The 20,652-nt window shown below is 66.4% G+C and carries 21 protein-coding genes; 10 read left to right on the top strand and 11 right to left on the bottom strand.

All coding sequences use genetic code 11. The annotated features are described in order from the left end of the window. Positions 1–20: 20 nt before the first annotated feature. Positions 21–1,091, bottom strand: a complete 1,071-nt coding sequence (locus tag ABIA30_RS13830) for an adenylate cyclase regulatory domain-containing protein (protein WP_370066158.1) — start codon at positions 1,089–1,091, stop codon at positions 21–23. 42 nt (positions 1,092–1,133) lie between these two features. Here ABIA30_RS13830 and ABIA30_RS13825 point away from each other — a divergent pair, with 42 nt between their 5' ends. Beyond that, entirely contained in the window at positions 1,134–1,622 is a 489-nt protein-coding gene (locus tag ABIA30_RS13825; RefSeq protein ID WP_370066156.1) for a DNA-deoxyinosine glycosylase, read from the top strand. Between the two features lie 12 nt (positions 1,623–1,634). Here the strand turns inward: ABIA30_RS13825 and ABIA30_RS13820 are convergent, their stop codons facing one another. Next, positions 1,635–2,045 (bottom strand): RidA family protein, encoded by a 411-nt coding sequence (locus ABIA30_RS13820; protein ID WP_370066154.1) that lies wholly within the window; start codon positions 2,043–2,045, stop codon positions 1,635–1,637. Next, complete coding sequence (locus ABIA30_RS13815) at positions 2,042–3,076, bottom strand: acetamidase/formamidase family protein (protein ID WP_370066152.1); 1,035 nt, start codon at positions 3,074–3,076, stop codon at positions 2,042–2,044. Before ABIA30_RS13815 ends, ABIA30_RS13820 begins: the two co-directional genes overlap by 4 nt. A gap of 197 nt (positions 3,077–3,273) precedes the next feature. Between ABIA30_RS13815 and ABIA30_RS13810 the strand changes: the two genes are divergently transcribed. Then, positions 3,274–4,236: an esterase family protein gene (locus tag ABIA30_RS13810; protein WP_370066150.1), complete on the top strand. Its 963-nt coding sequence runs from the start codon at positions 3,274–3,276 to the stop codon at positions 4,234–4,236. Here the strand turns inward: ABIA30_RS13810 and ABIA30_RS13805 are convergent. Continuing rightward, on the bottom strand, positions 4,233–5,609 hold the full coding sequence (locus tag ABIA30_RS13805) for an amidase (RefSeq protein WP_370066149.1): 1,377 nt from the start codon (positions 5,607–5,609) through the stop codon (positions 4,233–4,235). The two genes, ABIA30_RS13810 and ABIA30_RS13805, sit on opposite strands and share 4 nt — an antisense overlap. Positions 5,610–5,681: 72 nt before the next feature. On the opposite strand from ABIA30_RS13805, the gene ABIA30_RS13800 reads away from it, so the two are divergent. Together ABIA30_RS13800 and ABIA30_RS13795 are read left to right on the top strand one after the other, a co-directional pair. Beyond that, positions 5,682–6,128, top strand: a complete 447-nt coding sequence (locus ABIA30_RS13800; RefSeq protein ID WP_370066342.1) for an HIT family protein — start codon at positions 5,682–5,684, stop codon at positions 6,126–6,128. Then, positions 6,125–6,571, top strand: a complete 447-nt coding sequence (locus tag ABIA30_RS13795; RefSeq protein WP_370066147.1) for a nitroreductase family deazaflavin-dependent oxidoreductase — start codon at positions 6,125–6,127, stop codon at positions 6,569–6,571. Before ABIA30_RS13800 ends, ABIA30_RS13795 begins: the two co-directional genes overlap by 4 nt. Here the strand turns inward: ABIA30_RS13795 and ABIA30_RS13790 are convergent. From ABIA30_RS13790 to ABIA30_RS13780, 3 genes are read right to left on the bottom strand one after another with little or no spacing between them, the layout of a single operon-like run. Then, positions 6,568–7,620 carry an LLM class flavin-dependent oxidoreductase gene (locus ABIA30_RS13790; protein ID WP_370066145.1) on the bottom strand — a complete coding sequence of 351 codons (1,053 nt, stop codon included), beginning with the start codon at positions 7,618–7,620 and terminating at the stop codon, positions 6,568–6,570. The genes ABIA30_RS13795 and ABIA30_RS13790 overlap by 4 nt on opposite strands. 3 nt (positions 7,621–7,623) lie before the next feature. Further along, a complete protein-coding gene (locus tag ABIA30_RS13785; RefSeq protein ID WP_370066340.1) occupies positions 7,624–8,451 on the bottom strand; it encodes a uracil-DNA glycosylase in 828 nt (275 codons plus the stop codon). A 32-nt stretch (positions 8,452–8,483) separates the two neighbouring features. Then, positions 8,484–8,831: a hypothetical protein gene (locus ABIA30_RS13780; protein WP_370066143.1), complete on the bottom strand. Its 348-nt coding sequence runs from the start codon at positions 8,829–8,831 to the stop codon at positions 8,484–8,486. Between the two features lie 91 nt (positions 8,832–8,922). Between ABIA30_RS13780 and ABIA30_RS13775 the strand changes: the two genes are divergently transcribed. The 4 genes from ABIA30_RS13775 (at position 8,923) to ABIA30_RS13760 (ending at position 13,069) form a co-directional block, all read left to right on the top strand. Then, positions 8,923–10,287 carry an FAD-binding oxidoreductase gene (locus tag ABIA30_RS13775; RefSeq protein ID WP_370066141.1) on the top strand — a complete coding sequence of 455 codons (1,365 nt, stop codon included), beginning with the start codon at positions 8,923–8,925 and terminating at the stop codon, positions 10,285–10,287. A gap of 76 nt (positions 10,288–10,363) precedes the next feature. Continuing rightward, the gene (locus tag ABIA30_RS13770; protein ID WP_370066139.1) at positions 10,364–11,116 is read left to right on the top strand and encodes a class I SAM-dependent methyltransferase; all 753 of its coding nucleotides are present in this window, start codon (positions 10,364–10,366) and stop codon (positions 11,114–11,116) included. 103 nt (positions 11,117–11,219) lie between these two features. Beyond that, positions 11,220–12,452: a cytochrome P450 gene (locus tag ABIA30_RS13765; RefSeq protein WP_370066137.1), complete on the top strand. Its 1,233-nt coding sequence runs from the start codon at positions 11,220–11,222 to the stop codon at positions 12,450–12,452. Next, entirely contained in the window at positions 12,452–13,069 is a 618-nt protein-coding gene (locus ABIA30_RS13760) for a TetR/AcrR family transcriptional regulator (RefSeq protein ID WP_370066135.1), read from the top strand. Before ABIA30_RS13765 ends, ABIA30_RS13760 begins: the two co-directional genes overlap by 1 nt. Here the strand turns inward: ABIA30_RS13760 and ABIA30_RS13755 are convergent. From ABIA30_RS13755 to ABIA30_RS13740, 4 genes are all read right to left on the bottom strand, one after another. Continuing rightward, positions 13,054–13,770, bottom strand: a complete 717-nt coding sequence (locus ABIA30_RS13755; protein WP_370066134.1) for a siderophore-interacting protein — start codon at positions 13,768–13,770, stop codon at positions 13,054–13,056. The genes ABIA30_RS13760 and ABIA30_RS13755 overlap by 16 nt on opposite strands. 89 nt (positions 13,771–13,859) lie before the next feature. Then, the gene (locus tag ABIA30_RS13750; protein ID WP_370066132.1) at positions 13,860–14,606 is read right to left on the bottom strand and encodes a class I SAM-dependent methyltransferase; all 747 of its coding nucleotides are present in this window, start codon (positions 14,604–14,606) and stop codon (positions 13,860–13,862) included. A gap of 125 nt (positions 14,607–14,731) precedes the next feature. Next, a complete protein-coding gene (locus ABIA30_RS13745; protein ID WP_370066130.1) occupies positions 14,732–15,820 on the bottom strand; it encodes an acyltransferase family protein in 1,089 nt (362 codons plus the stop codon). Then, on the bottom strand, positions 15,817–17,628 hold the full coding sequence (locus ABIA30_RS13740; RefSeq protein WP_370066128.1) for a DEAD/DEAH box helicase: 1,812 nt from the start codon (positions 17,626–17,628) through the stop codon (positions 15,817–15,819). The genes ABIA30_RS13745 and ABIA30_RS13740 overlap by 4 nt, the downstream gene beginning before the upstream one ends. A gap of 110 nt (positions 17,629–17,738) precedes the next feature. Here ABIA30_RS13740 and ABIA30_RS13735 point away from each other — a divergent pair, with 110 nt between their 5' ends. Together ABIA30_RS13735 and ABIA30_RS13730 are read left to right on the top strand one after the other, a co-directional pair. Next, on the top strand, positions 17,739–18,281 hold the full coding sequence (locus ABIA30_RS13735; protein ID WP_370066338.1) for an LppP/LprE family lipoprotein: 543 nt from the start codon (positions 17,739–17,741) through the stop codon (positions 18,279–18,281). 152 nt (positions 18,282–18,433) lie between these two features. Then, a complete protein-coding gene (locus tag ABIA30_RS13730) occupies positions 18,434–20,632 on the top strand; it encodes an alkaline phosphatase family protein (RefSeq protein WP_370066126.1) in 2,199 nt (732 codons plus the stop codon). Positions 20,633–20,652: the final 20 nt, after the last annotated feature.

The following is a 20,652-nucleotide window of genomic DNA, read 5'->3' as shown; positions in this document are numbered from 1 at the left end:
AGACCTGGTGCAAATCGAGCCTAGGGCTCGGCGCGCCGGGCTCGGAACAATTTCACCTCGTCGCGGATGCCCTTGAGCCGCCGTGCGCCCGCGAATGACCAGGTGAAACCTTCGGCATCGCCGACCGCCTCCCGCGCCGATTCGGCCAGCAGCACGGCACCCGGGCGAGCCGCTCCGGTCACCCGGCTGGCCTGGTTCACCGGGCTGCCGAACCAGTCCCCCGCCCGGCTCACCGCCAGACCCGTCGCCATCCCGGCCTTGAGACGGGGCAATGCCTCGTCGGCATCGGCGGCATCCACGAGTTGCAAGACCATCTGCAGCAGCGGCACCGGCTCGGCGCTGACCAACATCACCTCGTCGCCGATGGTCTTGACGAATCGAACCGGCGGCTCGGCGAGATCGCGAGCGAGGTCGGCCAGCCGCTGCGACAACCGCTCCAAATCCTCCGGCGGCAGCTCCTCACCCAGGCTGGTGAAGCCGACTAGGTCAGCGAAGGCAACCGATATCAGTCCCGAGCCGGGCAGCGGCCTGCCGGCCAGCCGCTCGGTCGCGCTGACCTCTTCTTCCTGCATGGCGTGCAGCAGTTGAGTGCGGAGCATGTCCTGGATCAGCGGACCCAGCAGCGGGGCGACTTCGGCGGTGATCGCAGCGGTGGCCTTCGCAGCGTCCAGCTCGGTGCCGCCCGGCTGCACCACCGCCGACAGCACCGCGTAGCGCATGACCTCGACGGTGCGGGTCAGTCCCTCGGCCATGACCTGCACTACCGCCAGGATCTGCTCCTCGCCGAGCCCGACCTCCAGAGCCTGTTGGGCGTACTCGACCAGTTTGCCGTCCACCGGCAGATACAGCGCAGCGTCCGGATCGTCAACGCGAGGGCGGCCCGCCGCATGCAGCAGCCGTTGCAGGAAGGCGAGATCTATGCCGGACTGGCCACTGATCTGCCGGGCCGACACCAGCGTGCCGTCATCACCCAGGGCTCGGCGGGCCGGCAGCAACATCGGCGCGAAGGAGTCGTCGATCTGATCCTGCGTGAATCCCTCGGTCAACAGCCAGTCGACGAGTTCGGCGCGGTCGGCGGCATCTTCGCTCACCCGGCCAACCTATCGTCCACCCCGCATCCGCAGAATGGGCAGATGGGCGAACCACTGATGCCGCTGCGCGCCGGACTGCCGGCGATCGTCGGCCCGAACCCACAAGTGTTGATTCTCGGCTCGTTTCCCAGCGAGAAATCACTGGACACCGGGCAGTACTACGCAAATACGCGCAATCAGTTCTGGCGGTTGTTGGGTTCGGTTCTCGGTTTCGATCCCGGCCACGAATACGCGCAACGCGTCGATGCCGTCACCGCCGGTGGCGTGGCATTGTGGGACGTCGTGCACAGCTGCCGCCGGGCCGGCAGCCTGGATGCCAATATCGACCGAAAATCATTGACGCTCAACGATTTTTCCGCCTTTCTCGGGACCCATCCGACGATCGTGCGGGTGTTCGTCAACGGCGCGACCGCCCACGAGTTGTTCCAGCGGGCCGCCGACGGGCCGGCCGCCACGCGCCTACCGTCCAGCAGCGGCGCGCTGACAATGCCCTTCGAGGACAAGCTCGCCGCCTGGCGAGCCGTGGGTTGATCGGCGCGGCCGCTAGTCCCAGCCGTCGGCCCGCCAGCAGACCCAATCGATCTCGACGCGCGCACCGGCCGCGAGCCCACTGACTCCCACACAGGTGCGACTGGGCAGCCGCACGGGAAACCACGGGGCGTAGGCCGCATTGAACGCTTGGTAGTCGGACCATTCGGTCAGATACGCGCGCACTGCCACCACATCGGCCAGCTCTCCTCCGCACAATTGGGTGACCGTGAGCAGATTCCGCAGCACTTGATCGGTCTGAGCCACCACTTCGTCGCCGACCAGCCGTCCGGTGATGTCGGTCGGCATCTGGCCGGTGACGTACAAGCTCTGGCCTGCCGCGGTCGCGTGGACAAAGGGCGCCACCGACGGCGGCACCCCGTCGGCAGGAGTGAAGGTGAACGCACGGATACCGGCGTTGGTCATGCAACCGAGCTTCGCCAGTGCGGAAAGCAGCGCTTGTCGATGCGAGCGTGTACACCCTGCCGCTGATCGACGACCTGGGTCACCGTGAAGTCGACGGCCACCGACATCAACGAATACGCGTCCGGGCCGGACAACCCGAAGTGCTGTTCGAGGACAGCCAACGTCCGCCGCGCCGCACACTTCATCGCCGCGTCCAAGCTGGCACCGAAGCCGTGGATCAGCAGCTCGGTCGACGTCTCCAGCACCGGCACGGCAAATGGCAGGTCACGGCGCACAGTCAAGCGCAACAGCCCGTTCAGAGATGCCTCCAGCGCAGTACCGCTGACCTCACCATCACCCTGCGAGACATGCGGGTCCCCGACCGACAACAGCGCACCGGTCACCTGCACCGGGTAGTACATCCGGGCGCCCGCTCCGATCCGCCAGTTGTCGACGTTGCCGCCGTGATCTCCGGGTGGCACCGAGGACACCCGGACAGCATCGGACGGGGCCACACCCATGGTGCCGAAGTGCGGCCGCAGCGGCACCACCACACCCGGCAGCGCCGACGCGCGACTGGCCGCGGACACTGCCACCACGGTACCCGGCTGATCAGCCAAAGGCGTTGCGGTCCAGTCATATCCGAACAGCGCACGGCCCAGTAGCGCGTCGGTGTCCAACTCGTAGATGGTCACGCGTTCGACGGGGAGCTCGTCGTACAGGTGACCCCAGTGGGCGGCGAGATTCGAGCCGTAGGGCAGCCGGGCGGTCGCCTCGAGAATGTCGACCTGCAGCACGTCACCCGGTCGCGCGCCGGCCACTGCGATCGGGCCGGTGAGTATGTGCGGTCCCGGCCCTCGATCGGCAACCTCGTCGAAAACCCGCTCGATCTCCTTGTCCATCAACAAGTCCGGCGCATCGCCCGCGTGGTGGGTCAGCGTCTCGATGGCCACCAGGTCACCGGACGCAACCGTCAATGCAGGCGGCTGCTGCGAATCGAAATACCCCCAGTGAACCGTCTGCGGGGTGGCCGGAAGATGGTGCAACGCCATAAACCAGGGATCTTGCCAGCGCACCGCACTCCTGTCGCGACGAGCAAATGTCCAGGTTAACGGCATGTTTCGCGGTTCTGGTGCACTCTGAATCGACAACGTGAAGCCACGCGAGCGGCCGCCGAAAAATTCGGCGCACCTTTCTGGTTTATCGCGCCGGCGGCGGGGTAACCGGGCTTCGACCCAGGGAGCGCGCAATGGCACACATCGTCAAGACTCTGCGGACCGCCACCACGTTGCTCGGCGCAGCGTTGTTGGCTCTGATCGTCGGCGGGACCACCACGGCCGGCCCAGCCCGCGGATTCTCCAGACCAGGCCTGCCCATCGAGTACCTGCAAGTGCCGTCGGCGTCGATGGGCCACCCCATCAAAGTGGAGTTCCAGGGCGGCGGATCCCATGCCCTCTATCTACTTGACGGGCTGCGCGCCCAAGACGACTTCAACGGCTGGGACATCAACACATCGGCCTTCGAGTGGTACAACCAATCCGGTCTGTCGGTGGTGATGCCGGTGGGCGGTCAATCCAGTTTCTATACCAACTGGTATCAGTCCGCCGCCAGCGCGGGCGGCACCCAGACCTACAACTGGGAGACCTTCCTGACCAGCGAGCTGCCGGCCTGGCTGGCCGCCAACAAGGGCGTCTCGCGCAGCGGCAATGCGGTTGTCGGGTTGTCGATGAGTGGATCGACCGCCCTGATGCTGGCGGCGAACTACCCGGGCGAATTCCGTTACGCGGGTTCGCTATCCGGCTTTCTGAACCTGTCCGATCCGTTCTGGCCGCCGTTGGTGAAACTGGCGATGAACGACGCGGGCGGGTTCAACCCGGATCAGATGTGGGGTCCCCCGGGGGACCCGGCGTGGGCCCGCAACGACCCGACGGTCAACGTGGGCAAGCTGATCGGCAGCGGAGCCCGGTTATGGGTGTACTGCGGCAACGGAACTCCCAGTGATCTGGCCGGCGCCACCAGCGGTGTCCCGCAACAGTTCCTGGAGAGCTTCACACTCAAGTCGAACACCAACTTTCAGAGCGCCTACACCGGCGCAGGCGGCCACAACGCGAACTTCGTGTACCCACCGACCGGCACCCATACCTGGGCCTACTGGGGTCAGCAATTACAGGAGATGAAGCCCGATATCCAGCACACGCTGGGGGCGCATTAACCGACTGCGGGCCGCCGCTGCGCCCAGGGTCGGGCTGCCTCGATCTGCGCGCTCAGCGATAGCAAGTTCGATTCGTCGAATGGCTTGCCCACCAATTGAATCGACGTCGGAATACCATCGCGATCCAGCCCCCACGGCACCACCGCTGCGGGTTGCCCGGTGAGATTGCAGACGGCCTGGAACGGTACCCTGGCCGCCACCGCGGCCAACGTCGAGATCGCTCCTCGTCTCTGATATTGCCCGACGCGCGACGGTCCGGATGCCGTCCCCGGCGTGATGACCACATCGACAGTGTCGTAGATGGATTGGACTCGCCCGGCCAGCGCCGGTTCACCGGCGCGGATCGCGTCGATCCGTCGCTGCGACAACAATCCACCGATTCTGGCGAAGGTCCGAGTGCGACGGTCCAGCCGTTCGGGGTGTGGCAAGGCGGATACGTCGTCGTACACCCCACGGAAGTACCGGGGCAGGCCGTGTCCATAGACCGCCGACGTCGGATAGTCGGGATCCCGCTCGATGACGTCATGACCCAGCTCACGCAACAGCGCCCCAGCCTGCCGCAAGGCCGCACGCTGCGCCGCACCGATCCTGGCGGTGACCAGCGGAGGCACCTTGGTACTCAACGCAATTCGTAACCGGCCCGGCTCACGGCGGGCGGCGTCGACAAAACCACCATCGGTGGTGGCGTCGAGGAACAGCGCGGCATCCTCGACGGTGCGGGCCAGTGGACCGTATGCCACCAGGCCGCACCAGGAGTCGTCATGCGGAGCCATCGGAATCCGGTCGCGTTGTGGTTTGATCCCGAACAGCCCGCACCAGGTCGACGGGATCCGGATCGACCCCATGCCGTCGGAGCCGAGCGCGACGGCGGCCAAGCCGGCGCCGACCGCCGCCCCGCTACCGCCGCTGCTGCCGCCCGGAGCGAAGTCGGTGTTCCACGGGTTGCGCGTCGCGCCGTAGGTCAGGGTCTCGGTGAACGGCCAGATCATCATCTCCGGCACCGCGGTCTTGCCAAGGATCACCGCGCCGGCGGCGCGCAGCCGGCGCACCACCTCGGCGTCGGCAGTTGCGGCCGGACCGTGTGCGCAGCTGCCAAAGGTGGTCAGTTCACCGGCAATATCGGTGTCGTCCTTGATGGCGACCGGTACCCCGAGCAGGGGTAGTCGCTCACCGGCATCCAGCCGAGTCTGGGCGGCACGTGCCTGCGCCCGGGCAGTATCCGCCAGAACAATCCGGTAGCAACGTAATTGGGGGTCGATGCGGGCAATTCGGTCCAGGTACAGCTCGACCAGTTCCGGTGCAGTGATCTCGCCGGCGGCGAGCAAACGGGCCTGCTCGGCGGCGCCGGCGAACGCCAGATCGCGGGAGTCCATCTGGCGCAGGCTACTCGCCGGCGATACAAAAAGGCATCGCACGTATTTGCCCTACCCCGCATGATGTTCGACATGGCTTGTGTGTTCTGCGACATCGTCGCCGAGAAAGCGCCCGCGGTGCGCATCTACGAAGACAACGACTACCTGGCGTTCCTGGACATCCGGCCGTTCACCCGCGGCCACACCCTGGTGATTCCCAAGCGGCACTTCGTCGATCTCACCGACACCCCGCCCGACGTGGTGGCCGACCTGGCCCGGATCGGCCAGCGCATCGCCCAGGCTTCGCGTGAGTCCGGCTTGCACGCCGACGGCAACAACATCGCCATCAACGACGGCAGGGCGGCGTTTCAGTCGGTGTTCCACATTCACCTGCATGTGGTGCCGCGCCAGGCGGGCGACAAATTGGCGTTCGTCAAGGGCATGCTGCTCCGGCGGGATCCCGACCGCGAAACCAGTGGAAAGATCCTACGAGGGGCGGTAGCGCGCCTGAGCGACCCGCAGGCAGACTTGAACCCATGAGTATGCCGCTGTGGGAGCGCTACCTGGGTCTCCCGATGTTGAAATTGCACGACACCATCTACCAGAAGACCGAAGGCCGGATCGGGCACCGGATTCCCGGTGTTCCGCCCAGCCTGCTGCTGCATACCGTCGGAGCCAAGACGGGCATCGCACGCACCACCTCGCTGACCTACGCCAAGGACGGCGACTCCTATCTGGTCGTGGCATCCAAAGGCGGCGAGCCGACGGCTCCCGGCTGGTACTTCAATCTGAAGGCCAATCCGCAGATCGACATCAATGTCGGGCCCAAGCGGATCGGCGTCACCGCCCGGGTGGTCGGCAAGGACGACCCGGACTACGCACGGATGTGGCAGTTGGTGAACAAGAACAACGCCGACCGCTACGAGGGCTACCAGAAGCGCACCACCCGACCGATTCCGGTGGTCGCGCTGACGCCCCGCTAGAGCAGTTCGGCGGCCAACAGCCCCAAGGTGCTTTCGCGAGCCGGAGCGGTTGCCGGGTCGGTACCGCGGTGGGCCGAGGCCACCGGATTGACCATCACCTCGTCGACACCGAAATGCGCTGCCAACTCCCGGACCTGGCCGGCCGCCTCGCCGGGTGCACCGACCACGGCCCGGGCCAGCCCCGAGTCGAACACGGCCTGTTGCTGGGCGGTGAGCCGAACCTGCTCGGAGTCCTCGACCAGGTCCAGCGCACGTAGCGGTTGACCGGTACGCAACCACGCCATCATGTGCAGGTTGGGCCGCATCTGCGCTTCGGCCTCGGCCCGGGTTGCCGCGACGCAGGCGTTCACCGTCATGAATGTCCGTGGTGCATCGGCGAACTCGCTGGGCCTGAACTCTTCGCGATACACCGCCAGCGCCTCCTGGGTGCCCTGCCCGGAGAAGTGGTGGGCGAACACATACGGCAGGCCCTTGGCCGCTGCCAGATGGGCGGAGTACAACGACGAGCCCAGCAGCCACAGCTCGGGTGGGCTTACCGCGGCCGGGGTGGCCTTGAGCACGTAGTCCTGGTCCAACAGGCTTCGGCCCTCGATGGACACCTTTACCCCCGATGGACTCATCAACGCGACGATGTCGTCGAGGTACTCGGGAAAGCGTTGAATGTCCTCATCAGTACGGCCGGCCGGGCCACGCAACGCGATCGAGGTGACCGGGTCGGTGCCCGGTGCGCGTCCAACACCCAGGTCGATGCGACCGGGTGCCGCGGCTTCGAGCAACGCGAACTGCTCGGCCACCGCCAACGGCGCATGGTTGGGCAACATGACGCCGCCCGAACCCAGCCGGATACGGCCGGTCTGGGCGGCCAGGTAGCTCAGCAATACCGGCGGACTGGTGGCCGCCACCGCGGGCATGTTGTGATGCTCGGCCACCCAGTAGCGGGTGAAACCGAGCTCGTCCGCAGCCTGGGCGAGCCGGACGGTGGCCGCCAGGGCGTCGGCGGTGGACTGGTCGCTACGGACCGGAACGAGATCAAGAACGGACAACTGCACGAGTCAGTGCAACCCTTTCGGCTCGGCCACCATTCCCTTGGCGGTGGCGAACACGTCATCGAGCATGGCCGGAGTGAGCCGGCCGGTGAAGGTGTTCTGCTGGCTCGGGTGATAGCAGCCCAGCAGCGTCCTGCCGTCAGGCAGTTCCGCAAGCGCGCCGTGGCCGAACCTGGGCGCCGGCCGACCGGCGCCGGTGAGGTCCAGCGCCGCCTTCCAGGCGAACCCGCCAAGCGCCACGATGACCCGGACGGCGGTGCCGGTGAGCCGCCATTCGGCCTCCAGCCACGGCGCGCAAGTGGCCCGTTCCTGCGGTGTCGGCGCGTTCTCGGGCGGGGCGCAACGGACCGCCGCGACCACCCGAATGTCATTGAGCGCCAACCCGTCTGCGGCGTCGACGCTGTCGGGACCCGAGGCCAGTCCGGCCCGGTACATGCCGGCGAACAAGAAGTCGCCGGATCGGTCGCCGGTGAACACCCGTCCGGTTCGGTTGGCGCCGTGTGCGGCGGGAGCCAATCCCAGCACCCAGATCCGTGGGGCCGGGACGCCGAACCCGGTCACCGGCCGACCCCAATACGGTTCTGCGGCAAAGGACTTGCGCACGGCCAACTTCTTCTCGGCGACGTCCTGACGCCACGTCACCAAACGACGACAGCCCCGACACGTCGACACCTGAGCATCCAGCTCACCGATGTCAGAGCACCGGCGCGCCCGGGCCCGGACCTGCACCGCGGTCCGCGCCACCGGGGTGGCGGCGACGGCCGGGTCACCCGGCCAGCCGGCACCCGCCGGTACCGGCGAATCGAACAGGACACCGGTACGCGGATGCGGCAACACCTCCCCATTGTGCTGCCGGGACGGCTCACTCAGAACGGAAGGACGGATTCGCTGTTCAGGTAGCGCCACGCCTTGCGCGCCAGGCGCCGCACCGGGCCTACCGACAGATGGGCGATCAGATCCGGGTCGTCGACCAGATACCCGTCGCCGCACCGATGCCACAACCCGGCCAGGCACAGCTCCAATGCAGCCATGGTCGTGACGGAACCTGACGCGATGGCATCCAGACTGAAATCCGGCACGAATGCCGGGGACCTCGTTCGGACGCTGCGGTACACCGCGCGGACGTGAACCTCCAGCGCGACAGCTGACACATGACACCCGCGCTGCGACCCCCGCAGCGCCTCTAGCTCGGCCGACAGTGCCTTGTTGTGCACACGGCCAGCGTACGCGTAACACAGAAGTAACGCGGGATTAATACAGCCGGAACTCGCCGGCGCCCTTTCCACGACTCCTAGACTTGGCCACGTGCACACCGTGCTGCCGAGCCTGATCGCCGAACTTCCCGACGGCACTGTCGTCACCGACCCGGACATCGTCGCGTCCTATCGCCAGGATCGTGCGGCCGATCCGGATGCCGGCACCCCGATCGCGGTGGTGCGCCCACGCAGCACAGCCGAAGTGCAGACCGTGATGCGGTGGGCGACCGCGCACAAGATTCCGGTGGTGCCGCGTGGCGCCGGCACCAGCTTGTCCGGCGGGGCCACCGCAGTCGACGGCGGCATCGTGCTGACCACCGAACGGATGCGCGACATCACCGTCGACACCGCGACCCGCACAGCGGTGACCCAGCCCGGCCTGTTCAATGCCGAAGTCAAGGAAGCCGTTGCCGCACATGGACTCTGGTACCCGCCGGACCCGTCGTCATTCGAGATCTGCACCATCGGCGGCAATATCGCCACCAATGCCGGCGGACTGTGCTGCGTCAAGTACGGCGTCACCACCGACTACGTACTGGGGCTAGAGGTGGTGCTGGCCGACGGCACCGCGGTACGGCTCGGCGGACCGCGGCTGAAAGATGTTGCGGGACTGAGCCTGACCAAACTGTTCGTCGGCAGCGAGGGCACGCTGGGAGTGGTCACCGAGGTGACGCTGCGGTTGCTGCCGCCGCAGCATCGCGGTTGCACCGTGGTCGCCAGCTTCGACTCGGTGCGGGCTGCCGCCGAATCGGTACTCACCATCACCGGCCGGATCCGCCCGTCGATGCTCGAGTTCATGGACGACGTCGCGATCAACGCGGTCGAGGACAAACTCAAGATGGGTCTGGACCGCGGCGCCAAAGCCATGCTGGTGGCCGCCTCCGACGAACGCGGGCCGGCCGGCGTCGAGGACACCGAGTTCATGGCCGCGGTGTTCGCCGAAGCGGGCGCCACCGAGGTCTTCTCCACCGATGACCCCGATGAGGGCGAGGCCTTCATCGCCGCCCGGCGATTCGCCATTCCCGCCGTCGAGGCCAAGGGCCCACTGCTCTTGGAGGATGTCGGCGTGCCACTGCCGGCATTGGCTGATCTGGTCGCCGGGGTGGGCGATATCGCAGCCAAGCACGACCTGCTCATCTCGGTGATCGCGCATGCCGGTGACGGCAACACCCACCCGCTGATCGTGCACGACCCCCACGACGCCGAGAACACCCGAAGGGCCAACCTCGCCTTCGGCGAAATCATGGACCTGGCAGTCCGATTGGGCGGCACCATCACCGGCGAGCACGGTGTCGGTCGGCTCAAGCGGCCCTGGCTGAGCGGACAGTTGGGCCCCGAGGTCATGGAACTCAACCGGCGGATCAAGGCGGCCCTCGATCCGGACAACATCCTCAACCCGGGGGCGGGCATCTGACAACTGACGGGCACACCGAATCACGTCCCAGGTCGATCCCAGCGACGCTCCAGCTCATCCCACTACCGTCGGAACCATGCCGCCGTCAACGCATCTGCACACCGACCGTCAGCGGGCGAACTCGTTCGGCAGCGCCGCGCAGCGCTACGACGCATACCGCCCCGGATATCCCGATGCCCTGATCAGGGATCTGCTCGCGTCGGATACCCATCGCGTGCTCGACGTCGGCGCGGGAACCGGCATCGTCTCCCGCCAGCTCACCGACCACGGCTGCACGGTCCTGGCCGTAGAGCCAGACGAACGGATGGCCGCGGTGGCCCGCGACAAAGGGATTGCCGTCGAGATCGCCACCTTCGAGGATTGGGAGCCGGCTGGACGGCGCTTCGACCTGGTGACGTTCGCCGCGTCGTTCCACTGGGTCGACCCGGCGGTGGCACTGCCGAAAGTCGCCACCGTCCTGACCTCGACAGGTCGGCTGGCCCTGTTGTGGAACCGGTTACGCGCGACACGACCGTTGGACGTCGCCGTCGATGACGTCTTCGGTGACCATGTGAACGTCGAGGCGACAGACCGGCTCGGCACCGACGCCGTGGTGGACGCCCTGACGGCCGCGGGCTTCGGGTCCACGGTCACCGAATATCCACGAACGCTGCGCTTCTCGATCGACCAGTGGCTGGAACTTCTGTTCACCTATTCGACCTTCATCACCCTGGAGCCCGCAGCCGCCGACGACCTGCGCCACCGGCTGACCGACCGGATCGGGGACGCGGAGCTGACGCTTCAGGGCGATTCGCTGGCCATTGTGGCCACCCCGCACCGCGAGAGGTGAGCTGAGGAGTTCTCCCATCCCGACGGGATACCCGCACCCACCCGGCCGGGGCCGGGGCAGTCAGCTCATTGACATTAATACTGCAATGCCTTAAAACTGAGACATGGATACCAATGTGTCTCACGGCGTTCGGTTCGAGCTTGCCGACGCCACCGGATGGTCGAACCCGTGGTCCGTGTATCAGGCGCTGCGCGACCACGACCCGGTCCATCACGTGGTGCCCGAGGGCCACCCCGACGCCGACTACTACGTGCTGTCCCGGCACGCCGACATCTGGACCGCGGCGCGCGATCACGAGACGTTCTCCTCCGCGCAAGGTCTGACCGTCAACTACGGCGAGCTGGAACTCATTGGTTTACAAGACAATCCACCGATGGTGATGACCGACCCGCCAGTGCACACCGAGTTCCGCAAGCTGGTGTCGCGTGGCTTCACCCCGCGGCAGGTCGAAGCCGTCGAACCCAAGGTGCGCGAGTTCGTCGTACAACGTCTGGAGAAGCTCAGAGCCAACGGAGGCGGAGATATCGTCGCCGAGCTGTTCAAACCACTGCCGTCGATGGTGGTGGCGCACTACCTCGGTGTACCGGAGGAGGACCGCGATCAGTTCGACGGCTGGACCGAGGCCATCGTCGCGGCCAACACCGCCGAGGGCGGCATCGCCGGAGCCTTGGAGACCCTCGGCAGCGCGCTGGGCGACATGATGGGCTACTTCACCGCGCTGATCGAACGGCGCCGCAAGGAGCCCGAGGACGACACGGTGTCGCATCTGGTCGCCGCGGGGGTGGGAGCCGACGGTGACATCGCCGGTGTGCTGTCCATCCTGGCATTCACCTTCACCATGGTCACCGGCGGCAACGACACCACCACCGGCATGCTCGGCGGCTCGGTGCAGCTGCTGCATCAGCGCCCCGATCAGCGGCGACTGCTGGTCGAAAACCCGGACCTGATAACCGATTCCATCGATGAGCTGCTGCGGCTGACCTCACCGGTGCAGGGCCTGGCCCGCACCACCACCCGCGACGTCACCATCGGCGAGCGCACCATCCCGAAGGACCGCAAGGTTCTGCTGCTGTACGGCTCGGGCAACCGCGACGACCGCCAGTACGGCGACAATGCCGCCGAACTGGAGGTAACCCGCAAGCCCCGCAACATCCTGACCTTCAGCCACGGCGCCCACCATTGCCTGGGCGCCGCCGCCGCGCGTATGCAGTCGCGGGTCGCCCTGACCGAATTACTGGACCGCATACCGGAATTCGAGGTCGACGAGGCCGGCATCGTGTGGGCCGGGGGCAGCTATGTACGCCGCCCGCTATCGGTACCGTTTACCATTCGTTGATGGCAAACGACTGGCTTTCCGCACGCCGCACCGAAGTAGCTGCCGAAGCCATTCTCGACGCGGCAGACCGGCTGTTCGCCAAGCAGGACGCGGCGACCGTCGGGATGCTCGAAATCGCCCGGGCGGCAGGGTGTTCCAGGGCAACGCTGTACCGCTACTTCGAGAACCGCGATACGCTCTATCTGGCGTACGTGCACCGCGAGACGTTCCGGGTCTTCACCGAAGTAGGCGCGCAGATCGCCGAGGTACCCGATCCCCAGGACCGGCTGCTGGACGGCGTCACCATCGCATTGCGCAGCGTCCGCGAAAGTCCGGCGCTGTCATCGTGGTTCGCCGCAGCCCAGCGGCCGATCGGTGGCGAACTTGCCGCGCAGTCCGATGTCATCACCGGACTCATCGCGGCCTTCCTCACCGCGCAGTGGCCCGACTTGGAGCCGGATGCCGCGCGGCGCCGGGCCAATTGGCTGATCCGGGTGATGGTCTCGCTGTTGATGTTTCCCGGTGCAGACGAAGCAGACGAGCGCACGATTCTCACCGAATTCGTTGTGACGCAACTGGTCCCGGATAGTTCCCGTCGCTTCGCTCGCCCGGGCCCGGCAGATCACGCCTCCCAGTAGCCCCGAGCCTTGATCGACTTGCGCGGCAGGTGGTAGCCGTCGCGCAGGACCTTGACCACTTCACGGGTCGTGCGACTGTCACATGCCACCCAGCCGAAGTGCTCGGATGCATCGAAAGCCGCCGAACGCACCGCCTCGACCAGCGCCTCCCCTGCGTTCTTGCGGTCCACCCACGTCACCGGGATGTCGTTGGTGACAGGTAGTTCACGATCGTCGTGGTGAGCGGATTCCAGGAACACCCGGACCGGACTGTCACCGATGGCGGCCAGCAGTGAATTGATCGCCGGCAGTGACGCGACGTCACCGACCACGACGTAACCCACGGGCGCCGGCTCGGGTAGGGCAAAGTCACTGCCGAGCACCGTGACTTCCAGGACGTCCCCGGGCTGGGCCTCGCGAGCCCACCGGGTCGCCAGGCCCTCATGCAGCGCGAAGTCGATATCGACAGTGCCGCTGGACGGGTCCGGGTTGACCAGGGTGTAGCCACGCTGATGTGACCTGGCGCCGTCGGGGAACCACCCGCGGATCCACATGGTCGGATGCACCGGCCGTTCGGCCAGCAGTTCACCCGCCGTGAAATGCAGGCGCAGGTAATTGGCGGTGATCTCGGTACGACCGGTGACCGTCATCTGATAGTCGCCACCACGCCACAGTTTGACCAGTGCGCCCTGCAGTCCGCGTGTTGTCTTCTGCTCGGCCATCCGCCGCCCTCCTACATTTGTTAGGGCAGCTTAACCTAATTCACCGCGGTCGGGGGCGGCCCGATTTGGTGGACGCGGCCGGGCACCTGCTAGTTGCCTGCAACCACCAACCGAAAGCCCGCATCGAACTCATTGCGCTGCAACAGTTCGCGATTCCGCCAATGCCAGTGACCGGATTGCAGATCGGCGCGCAGCCGGTCCATACCGCGGGTGACCGCGTCGGGCGGCGACTGCGCCAGCGCCGAACAGGTCTCCCGAACCACCGGATCGAGGTACATCTCGGGTCGTCGCCAGTACGCGGGGTACACGCCGTCGGTGAAGTCCCACGGAACCAGCAGCGGAATCATCGAGTCGGTGCCGAGCTCGGCCGCAATGTCGTGCGCGGACGGTCGGGCCAACTCCAATTCGGCAATCTCCGGAATGTAGTCGCGCGCCAGCCAGAAGTCGGCGTGCAGCCGGGTGTCGTAGCAGACGACCACCTGTCGCCGGGACACCCGACGCATCTCGGCGAGCCCACGTCGCCAGTCGGCCCAGTGGTGCACGGTCTGCACCGCCATCGCGGCGTCGTACTCGTCATCGGCCACCGGGAGCCGCTCGGCGCCGGCGCAGATCACCGGCGCAGCGTCCGCGGCCCGTTGACGGATCATTTCGATCGACGGCTCGATGGCCATGACCAGGCGGTCCAGCGGCTCGTACGAACCGGTGCCCGCACCGATGTTCAGGACCGTCCGGGCATCACCCAGCGCCGTATCTATCGCCGCCATCCAGTTCGGGTCGGTCTGCCGGCGCCGAACGTACCCGGCTCCGATGATGTCGTAGGTCTGCGCGGCGGTCATCGGATCAGCTCCGCGAACGCGAGAATGCTGTTCACCTCATCAGCGTGCCCGCCGACCGGACGACCTGCCACGGAGCTAGCCGGAAGAACCACTGGCGGTTAACCGCACCCTCGGCGCTTCGGCCGCTAAGGGTTCCGCACTCGAGTCACCCGATGCAACAACCACGCCACCGGGATGGTGAACGCCAGCGTCACGGTGAACAACGCGAATGTCGAACCGGTGTACACCCGGTCCTGCAGCACTTCGACCATGACCAACTCCATGACCACCAGATGCACCAAAAAGATCTCGTAAGAGATCTCGCCGAGAAACACCAGCGGCCGGCTCGCCAATGCCCGTGCGTACCAACCGGAGTTACCCAACGCCAGCGGCGCAACCATGAGCGTCGCGATCACCGTGTAGAAGACCGTCTTGAACAATGCCTCCCGCAATTCGGTGGGCGAGGTGGTCGGCTCCCCCGCTATCGGCGTCGAGGCGATGAAGAAACAGATGAGCGCCAACGGGATACACAAAAAACCGTAGGCCCGCACACCCATCTGGGCCAGCACGGCGAGCAGCATCCCGCCGAGGAACCAGGCCAGATACGTCGGCAACCACAACCGGGCGCCGTCGGGCAGGGACGTCGTGGTGTGCACCAGCGTCAACCATGCCGGGCTGATCAACGCCAACGCGAACAGTCCGGCCATCAAGGCCGCGGGGCGCCACTGCCGTCGACAGCACACCACGGTCAACAGATACGCGAGCACCGGAAGGGCAACGTAGAACGAGACTTCCACGGCCAGACTCCACATCTGAGTCAAGCCCTGATGCAGCCACGAGAACAGATAGTTGTCGGTGTAGATCGTGGTCAGCGTGAGGTTCCGCAGCAGTCCGACCCAGGTGTGCCCAGGGTTGGGGCCGGCCGCCCGGAAGTGATACAGCACGAAAGCCGCCAGCACCGTGATGACATACGCCGGCATGATGCGCCGCACCCGATGCCAGCCGTAGCGGCGCAGCGACGGACCGGAACGCCCCTGCGCCAATGCCCGCACCCACGGAGCGAACAACAAGAACCCGGACAGCACGAAGAAAATCGGGACACCGATCTCGGTGCGCGAGTAAACCAACCCCAGATATCCGTGCGTGTACTTACCGGTGGTGTACGCCGCATGCGTCAGCAGCACCAACAACGCTGCGACAGCACGGATCCCGGTGAGCGAATCGACCCGGGTCACTGGTGCTTGTGCTTGCCTTCGCCCCGACCCCGCCGGTCGTCGTCGCGGCTACGGCCCTGACGCGGGGCGCGGTCCTGATACGAGCCGCGGTCACCGCGCGAGCCCCGGTCCTGATAGGAGCCCCGGTCCGACCGACCGCCATGGTCCAGCTCGAGGTTGATCAGCTGACCCGAAATCCGGGTGCTCTCAAGCTTTTTGAGCGTGTCCTTGCTCAACTTGGCCGGTAGCTCGACCAGCGAGTGGTCGACCCGGATGCTGATGTGCCCGAAATCGCTGCGGTTCAACCCGCCCTCGTTGGCGATGGCCCCGACGATGGCACCCGGAATCACCTTGTGCCGCTTACCCACCGCGATGCGGTAAGTGGCCAGATCCTCACGCACCGATCGGGGGTGGCGGTCACCGCGATCCGCCCGGTCGCCCTGCTCGCGGTCCGGCCGTTCCCGGCGCTTCTCCGGGGGCGGCTCTTTCATCAGGAACTCTTCGCCGCCCTGGGTCTTCACCGCCAGCGCCGCGGCGATGTCGGCCAACGGCACGTTGTTTTCGCGCTCGTAGTCCTCGATCAGCCTGCGGAACAACTCGATTCCCGGCGCATTGAGCGCATCGGTGATCGAATCGCAGAACTTCGATACCCGCTGGGCGTTGACATCATCAACCGAGGGCAGTTGGGACTCAACGAGTTTCTTGCGGGTGACCCGCTCGATCGAGTTGAGCAGGTGACGTTCCCGCGGGGTGACGAACAGCAGCGCGGTGCCCGACCGCCCAGCCCGCCCGGTGCGGCCGATGCGGTGCACGTACGACTCGGGGTCGTGCGGGATGTCGTAGTTCAGCACGTGCGAGATGCGTTCGACGTCCAGGCCGCGCGCCGCCACGTCGGTGGCGATCAAGATGTCGATCGAGCCGTCCTTGAGCGAGGCAATGGTGCGCTCGCGGACCGCCTGCGCGATGTCACCGTTGATGGCAGCCGCGGAAAACCCACGGGCCTTGAGCTTTTCGGCCACTTCCTCGGTGGCCTGCTTGGTCCGGACGAAGACGATCATCGCCTCGAACGGCTCGACCTCCAGCAGCCTGGTCAGCGCGTCCATCTTGCGCGGACCTGCCACCTGGATGTAGCGCTGGGTGATGTTCTCCGCGGTCTGGGACTTGGCCTTGATCGTCACCTCGACCGGGTCATGCAGATACCGGGCGGTGATCTTCTTGATCGCCGGCGGCATGGTGGCCGAGAACAACGCCACCTGCTTGTACTCCGGGGTGTCGGCCAGGATCCGTTCGACGTCCTCGGCGAAACCCATCTGCAGCATCTCGTCGGCTTCGTCGAGCACCAGATAGTCCAGGTGCGACAGGTTCAGGCTGCCCTTGCTCAGGTGATCGATCACCCGTCCCGGGGTGCCCACCACGACCTGTGCGCCGCGCTTGAGCCCGGCCAGCTGCGGCGTGTACGACGACCCGCCGTAGACCGCCAACACATTCACGTTCAGATGCGCGCCGTACTTGCCGAACGCCTCGGCCACCTGCAGCGCCAATTCACGCGTGGGCGCCAGCACCAAGCACTGGGTGTTTCGGCTGGTCGGGTCGATCTTGGACAGCACCGGGACCGCGAACGCCGCGGTCTTGCCGGTACCGGTCTGGGCCAGGCCGACCACATCGGAGCCGGCGAGCATTGCCGGGATGGTGGCAGCCTGGATCGGTGACGGCGACTCATAGCCGACATCGGAGAGGGCCTGCAGTACCTCAGGGCGTATCTGCAGGTCGGCAAAGGTGAGGTCGGCGGGGCCCGAATCCGGGTCGGCCTCGGGCGAAGACGTCGTCATTATGGGTGGAGTCTAGTGGTTTGCCGGGTCGGATATACCCCGCATGCCTGCCCTGCCGGTGAGCACCGGCCTTATAGGGTGGCCCGGTGCGCTGTGCCGAACCGAAATCGATGGCGATCGTGGTGGCCGCACTGCTGGCAACCGGTCTGAGCGGCTGCGGGTCGAGCGACTCCACAGCCTCCAAAACTCCCGGTCCGCTGACCCCCTCGACACCGAAATCGGCGAGCGTCGCCCCGACCGTGGCCGCCGGACCGACAACCGGTGCCGCCGCTGCCGACCCCTGCGCCGTCAGCCTGACCGCACCCGCCATCACCAAGGCGGTTGCCTCGCTGCCACCGGACCCGCGCAGCAAGCAGGGGTGGAGCCCCGAACCGCTGGCCGGCAACTACAACGAGTGCGCGCCGCTGTCAGTGGTCATCGTCAAGGCCAACACCAACGGTGACAATCCGAGCACCCGCGCGGTGATGTTCCACCTCGGCCAGTTCATCCCGACCGGGGTGCCGGACACCTTCGGCTTCAACGGCATCGACCCGACCCAGAGCACCGGGGACACCGTCGCTCTGAGCTACGCCAACCCCAAGAGCGACCTCAAGAGCGTGGTGCGATTCCACTGGAACGGCAACGGCGTCGAGCTGATCGGCAACACCCGCTGACAACTGGGGCCGACTCCAGCTGTCCGACTCCTACTCGAAAGCTGTACAACAGCTGCCAACGTGCGAGTTTTCCCATGTCCGGGGCCATGCGGCGTTACCGTGACGTCAATTTTGAGCGTCGCGGCCGATGCGAATGGCGAAGGGGAACGTCAATGGGTTGCTCACGATACGTCGGCCGGGTCGGGGCACTGGCAGTCTTCCTCGGAGTGGGAATATCGATGGCGGCGAGCCCGACCGCCTGCGCCGAGCCGTCATCGGCGTCCACCTCATCGTCAACCAACGCGGCCGGCAAACATCCGTCTGCGAACAGCACGAAGCACGACACGCGTGCGCCCAAGCACCAGGCAGACCCGGCAAGCGCCACACCGCCGAAGACCGCGGTCCACTCGGCCAAGCGTTCAACTCCCGCCGCGCTCAGCACCAAGCCGTCCCCCACCGCGGCCGTAAAGGTGAGCCAACCTTCGCCGGTACCTGTCGCGGCGGTGGCCAGCCACCCCGTCGCCCGGTCCGCGGCGGCGGTCGTGGCCACAGCCGCGGCGACGAACTCCACCACCTCGCACGTCCTCACCCCGGCAGCATCGTCGTCGACGTCCACCATCCGCACCATCGTGAGCACGGTGGTCGGCGCGGCCAAGCAATTCATGAAGACGCTCCTGGGGCCGCTGGTCTCGACACTGCCGTCGAACGTCCCCGCCCAGTCGCCCGTGGTGTGGACGGTGCTGGCGTGGGTGCGCAAAGAGATCGAACAGAATCTGTTCCCACCACAGGCCGCGGCTCCCGCGTGGACGGTGACCAGCCCCAATCTGCTGGTCAACCCGAGCGCGGAACTCGGTGACCCGTCGCTGACCGGTACCAGCTCGGTGACCATTCCGGGCTGGACCGTGACCGGCACCCCGACGGTCATCGAATACGGCACCCAGCGCCGCATCGCAGTGCCGTTCGGCACGCCCGGACCGTTGATGCCGTCCTACGCCAATTTCCCCAGCGATCGTCCGACTCCCGGGGATGTGCAGTTCTTCGGCGGCGGCAACGTCGGCACCGCAACGCTGTCGCAGACCGTCGATCTGAGTGGTGCAGCCGCGAACATCGACGCGGGCTCGCTGCCGTTCAAGCTGAGCGGCTGGCTCGGGGGCGCGATGACCGACCCCTCGGCGGCCTCGGTCACCGTCCGATTCCTGGGCGCCGATGGCACCCAGCTGGGCACCGGGAACATCGGACCGGTCACCGCGCTCGATCGCTTCTTCCAGACCGGACTGCTGCAGCGCGACACCTCAGGCACCATCCCCGTCGGCACCCGCTCCGCACAGGTGGTTCTGACCCTCAAGGATTCAAACCCGGCGTCCCTGGGCTACAACAACGCATACGCCGACGACCTCTCGTTCACCGTCGGCGCGGCACTGCCCGCACCTGCGCCGCCAACACCGCCCGCGTCGACGGTCGGCTCACTCGATCACGTCTTCATGGTCTACATGGAGAACAAGGGCTACGGCGACATCGTCGGCAGCCCCAATGCGCCGTACATCAACAGCCTCGCCAACACGTATGGGGTCGAGACGGATTACTACGCGCTGACCCACCCGAGCGATCCCAACTACTACCCGATCCTCGGTGGTTCCGACTTCGGCATCAACTACAACTGCGCGACCAACTGCATCAACGCGCCGAACCTTGCCGACAGCATCGAAGCAGCGGGCAAGACCTGGGCCGGCTATGCCCAGGGCATGTCCGCGGCGGGACCCTATGTCGCGACGAGCGACTACGCGCCCGACGAACTGCCCTTCCTGGCATACCAGGACATCTACAACAACCAGGCCCGCGCCACCGCACACATCCTGCCGCTCACCCAGATGGCCAACGATCTCCAATCAGCCTCCACCACACCGAATTTCGCCTGGTTTGCGGCCAATGAGGCCAACAACATGGAAGGCCCCGTCGACGGCGTCTCCGGCGTACTCAAGTACCTCGGCGGCTTGCTGACCAACCACCAGTACAACGTCAAAGCGGGTGACAACTTCATCCAGAGCACCGTCTCGACGATCATGGACTCGCCGGTCTGGCAGGACCCGACGCAGAAGAGCGCCATCTTCCTCACGTTCGACGAGGACACCGACAACCTGTCACTCGGCTTCGGCAATGGCGGCAACCACGTCGTGACGATCGTCATCCCCTCGCCCGGCGCCGTTGCCGGCGGGATGCGCTCGGGCCACTTCACCGACGACAGCTATGCCAACCACTACAGCCTGGCGCGCACCATCGAAGATGCACTGGGCCTTCCGACGCTGACCGACAACGACAAATACGCCCAGCCCATGAACGGCTTCTGGGGCTCGTCGACCTCGGTGATGCCATAGCCGGCTGGGCGTGACTGTCG

The sequence above is a fragment of the Mycobacterium sp. MAA66 genome (assembly GCF_041261665.1).
Taxonomy (GTDB): Bacteria; Actinomycetota; Actinomycetes; order Mycobacteriales; family Mycobacteriaceae; genus Mycobacterium.
The sequence above is the reverse complement of the archived record's forward strand: the minus strand, read 5'-3'. Positions and strand labels throughout refer to the sequence as shown.

Excerpts from the sequence above, each read along its gene's own strand:
- ABIA30_RS13825 (WP_370066156.1), top strand. The coding sequence starts at position 1,134 with ATGGGCGAACCACTGATGCCGCTGCGCGCCGGACTGCCGGCGATCGTC.
- ABIA30_RS13820 (WP_370066154.1), bottom strand. The coding sequence starts at position 2,045 with ATGACCAACGCCGGTATCCGTGCGTTCACCTTCACTCCTGCCGACGGG.
- ABIA30_RS13815 (WP_370066152.1), bottom strand. The coding sequence starts at position 3,076 with ATGGCGTTGCACCATCTTCCGGCCACCCCGCAGACGGTTCACTGGGGG.
- ABIA30_RS13810 (WP_370066150.1), top strand. The coding sequence starts at position 3,274 with ATGGCACACATCGTCAAGACTCTGCGGACCGCCACCACGTTGCTCGGC.
- ABIA30_RS13805 (WP_370066149.1), bottom strand. The coding sequence starts at position 5,609 with ATGGACTCCCGCGATCTGGCGTTCGCCGGCGCCGCCGAGCAGGCCCGT.
- ABIA30_RS13800 (WP_370066342.1), top strand. The coding sequence starts at position 5,682 with ATGGCTTGTGTGTTCTGCGACATCGTCGCCGAGAAAGCGCCCGCGGTG.
- ABIA30_RS13795 (WP_370066147.1), top strand. The coding sequence starts at position 6,125 with ATGAGTATGCCGCTGTGGGAGCGCTACCTGGGTCTCCCGATGTTGAAA.
- ABIA30_RS13770 (WP_370066139.1), top strand. The coding sequence starts at position 10,364 with ATGCCGCCGTCAACGCATCTGCACACCGACCGTCAGCGGGCGAACTCG.
- ABIA30_RS13765 (WP_370066137.1), top strand. The coding sequence starts at position 11,220 with ATGGATACCAATGTGTCTCACGGCGTTCGGTTCGAGCTTGCCGACGCC.
- ABIA30_RS13760 (WP_370066135.1), top strand. The coding sequence starts at position 12,452 with ATGGCAAACGACTGGCTTTCCGCACGCCGCACCGAAGTAGCTGCCGAA.
- ABIA30_RS13755 (WP_370066134.1), bottom strand. The coding sequence starts at position 13,770 with ATGGCCGAGCAGAAGACAACACGCGGACTGCAGGGCGCACTGGTCAAA.
- ABIA30_RS13750 (WP_370066132.1), bottom strand. The coding sequence starts at position 14,606 with ATGACCGCCGCGCAGACCTACGACATCATCGGAGCCGGGTACGTTCGG.
- ABIA30_RS13740 (WP_370066128.1), bottom strand. The coding sequence starts at position 17,628 with ATGACGACGTCTTCGCCCGAGGCCGACCCGGATTCGGGCCCCGCCGAC.
- ABIA30_RS13735 (WP_370066338.1), top strand. The coding sequence starts at position 17,739 with ATGGCGATCGTGGTGGCCGCACTGCTGGCAACCGGTCTGAGCGGCTGC.
- ABIA30_RS13730 (WP_370066126.1), top strand. The coding sequence starts at position 18,434 with ATGGGTTGCTCACGATACGTCGGCCGGGTCGGGGCACTGGCAGTCTTC.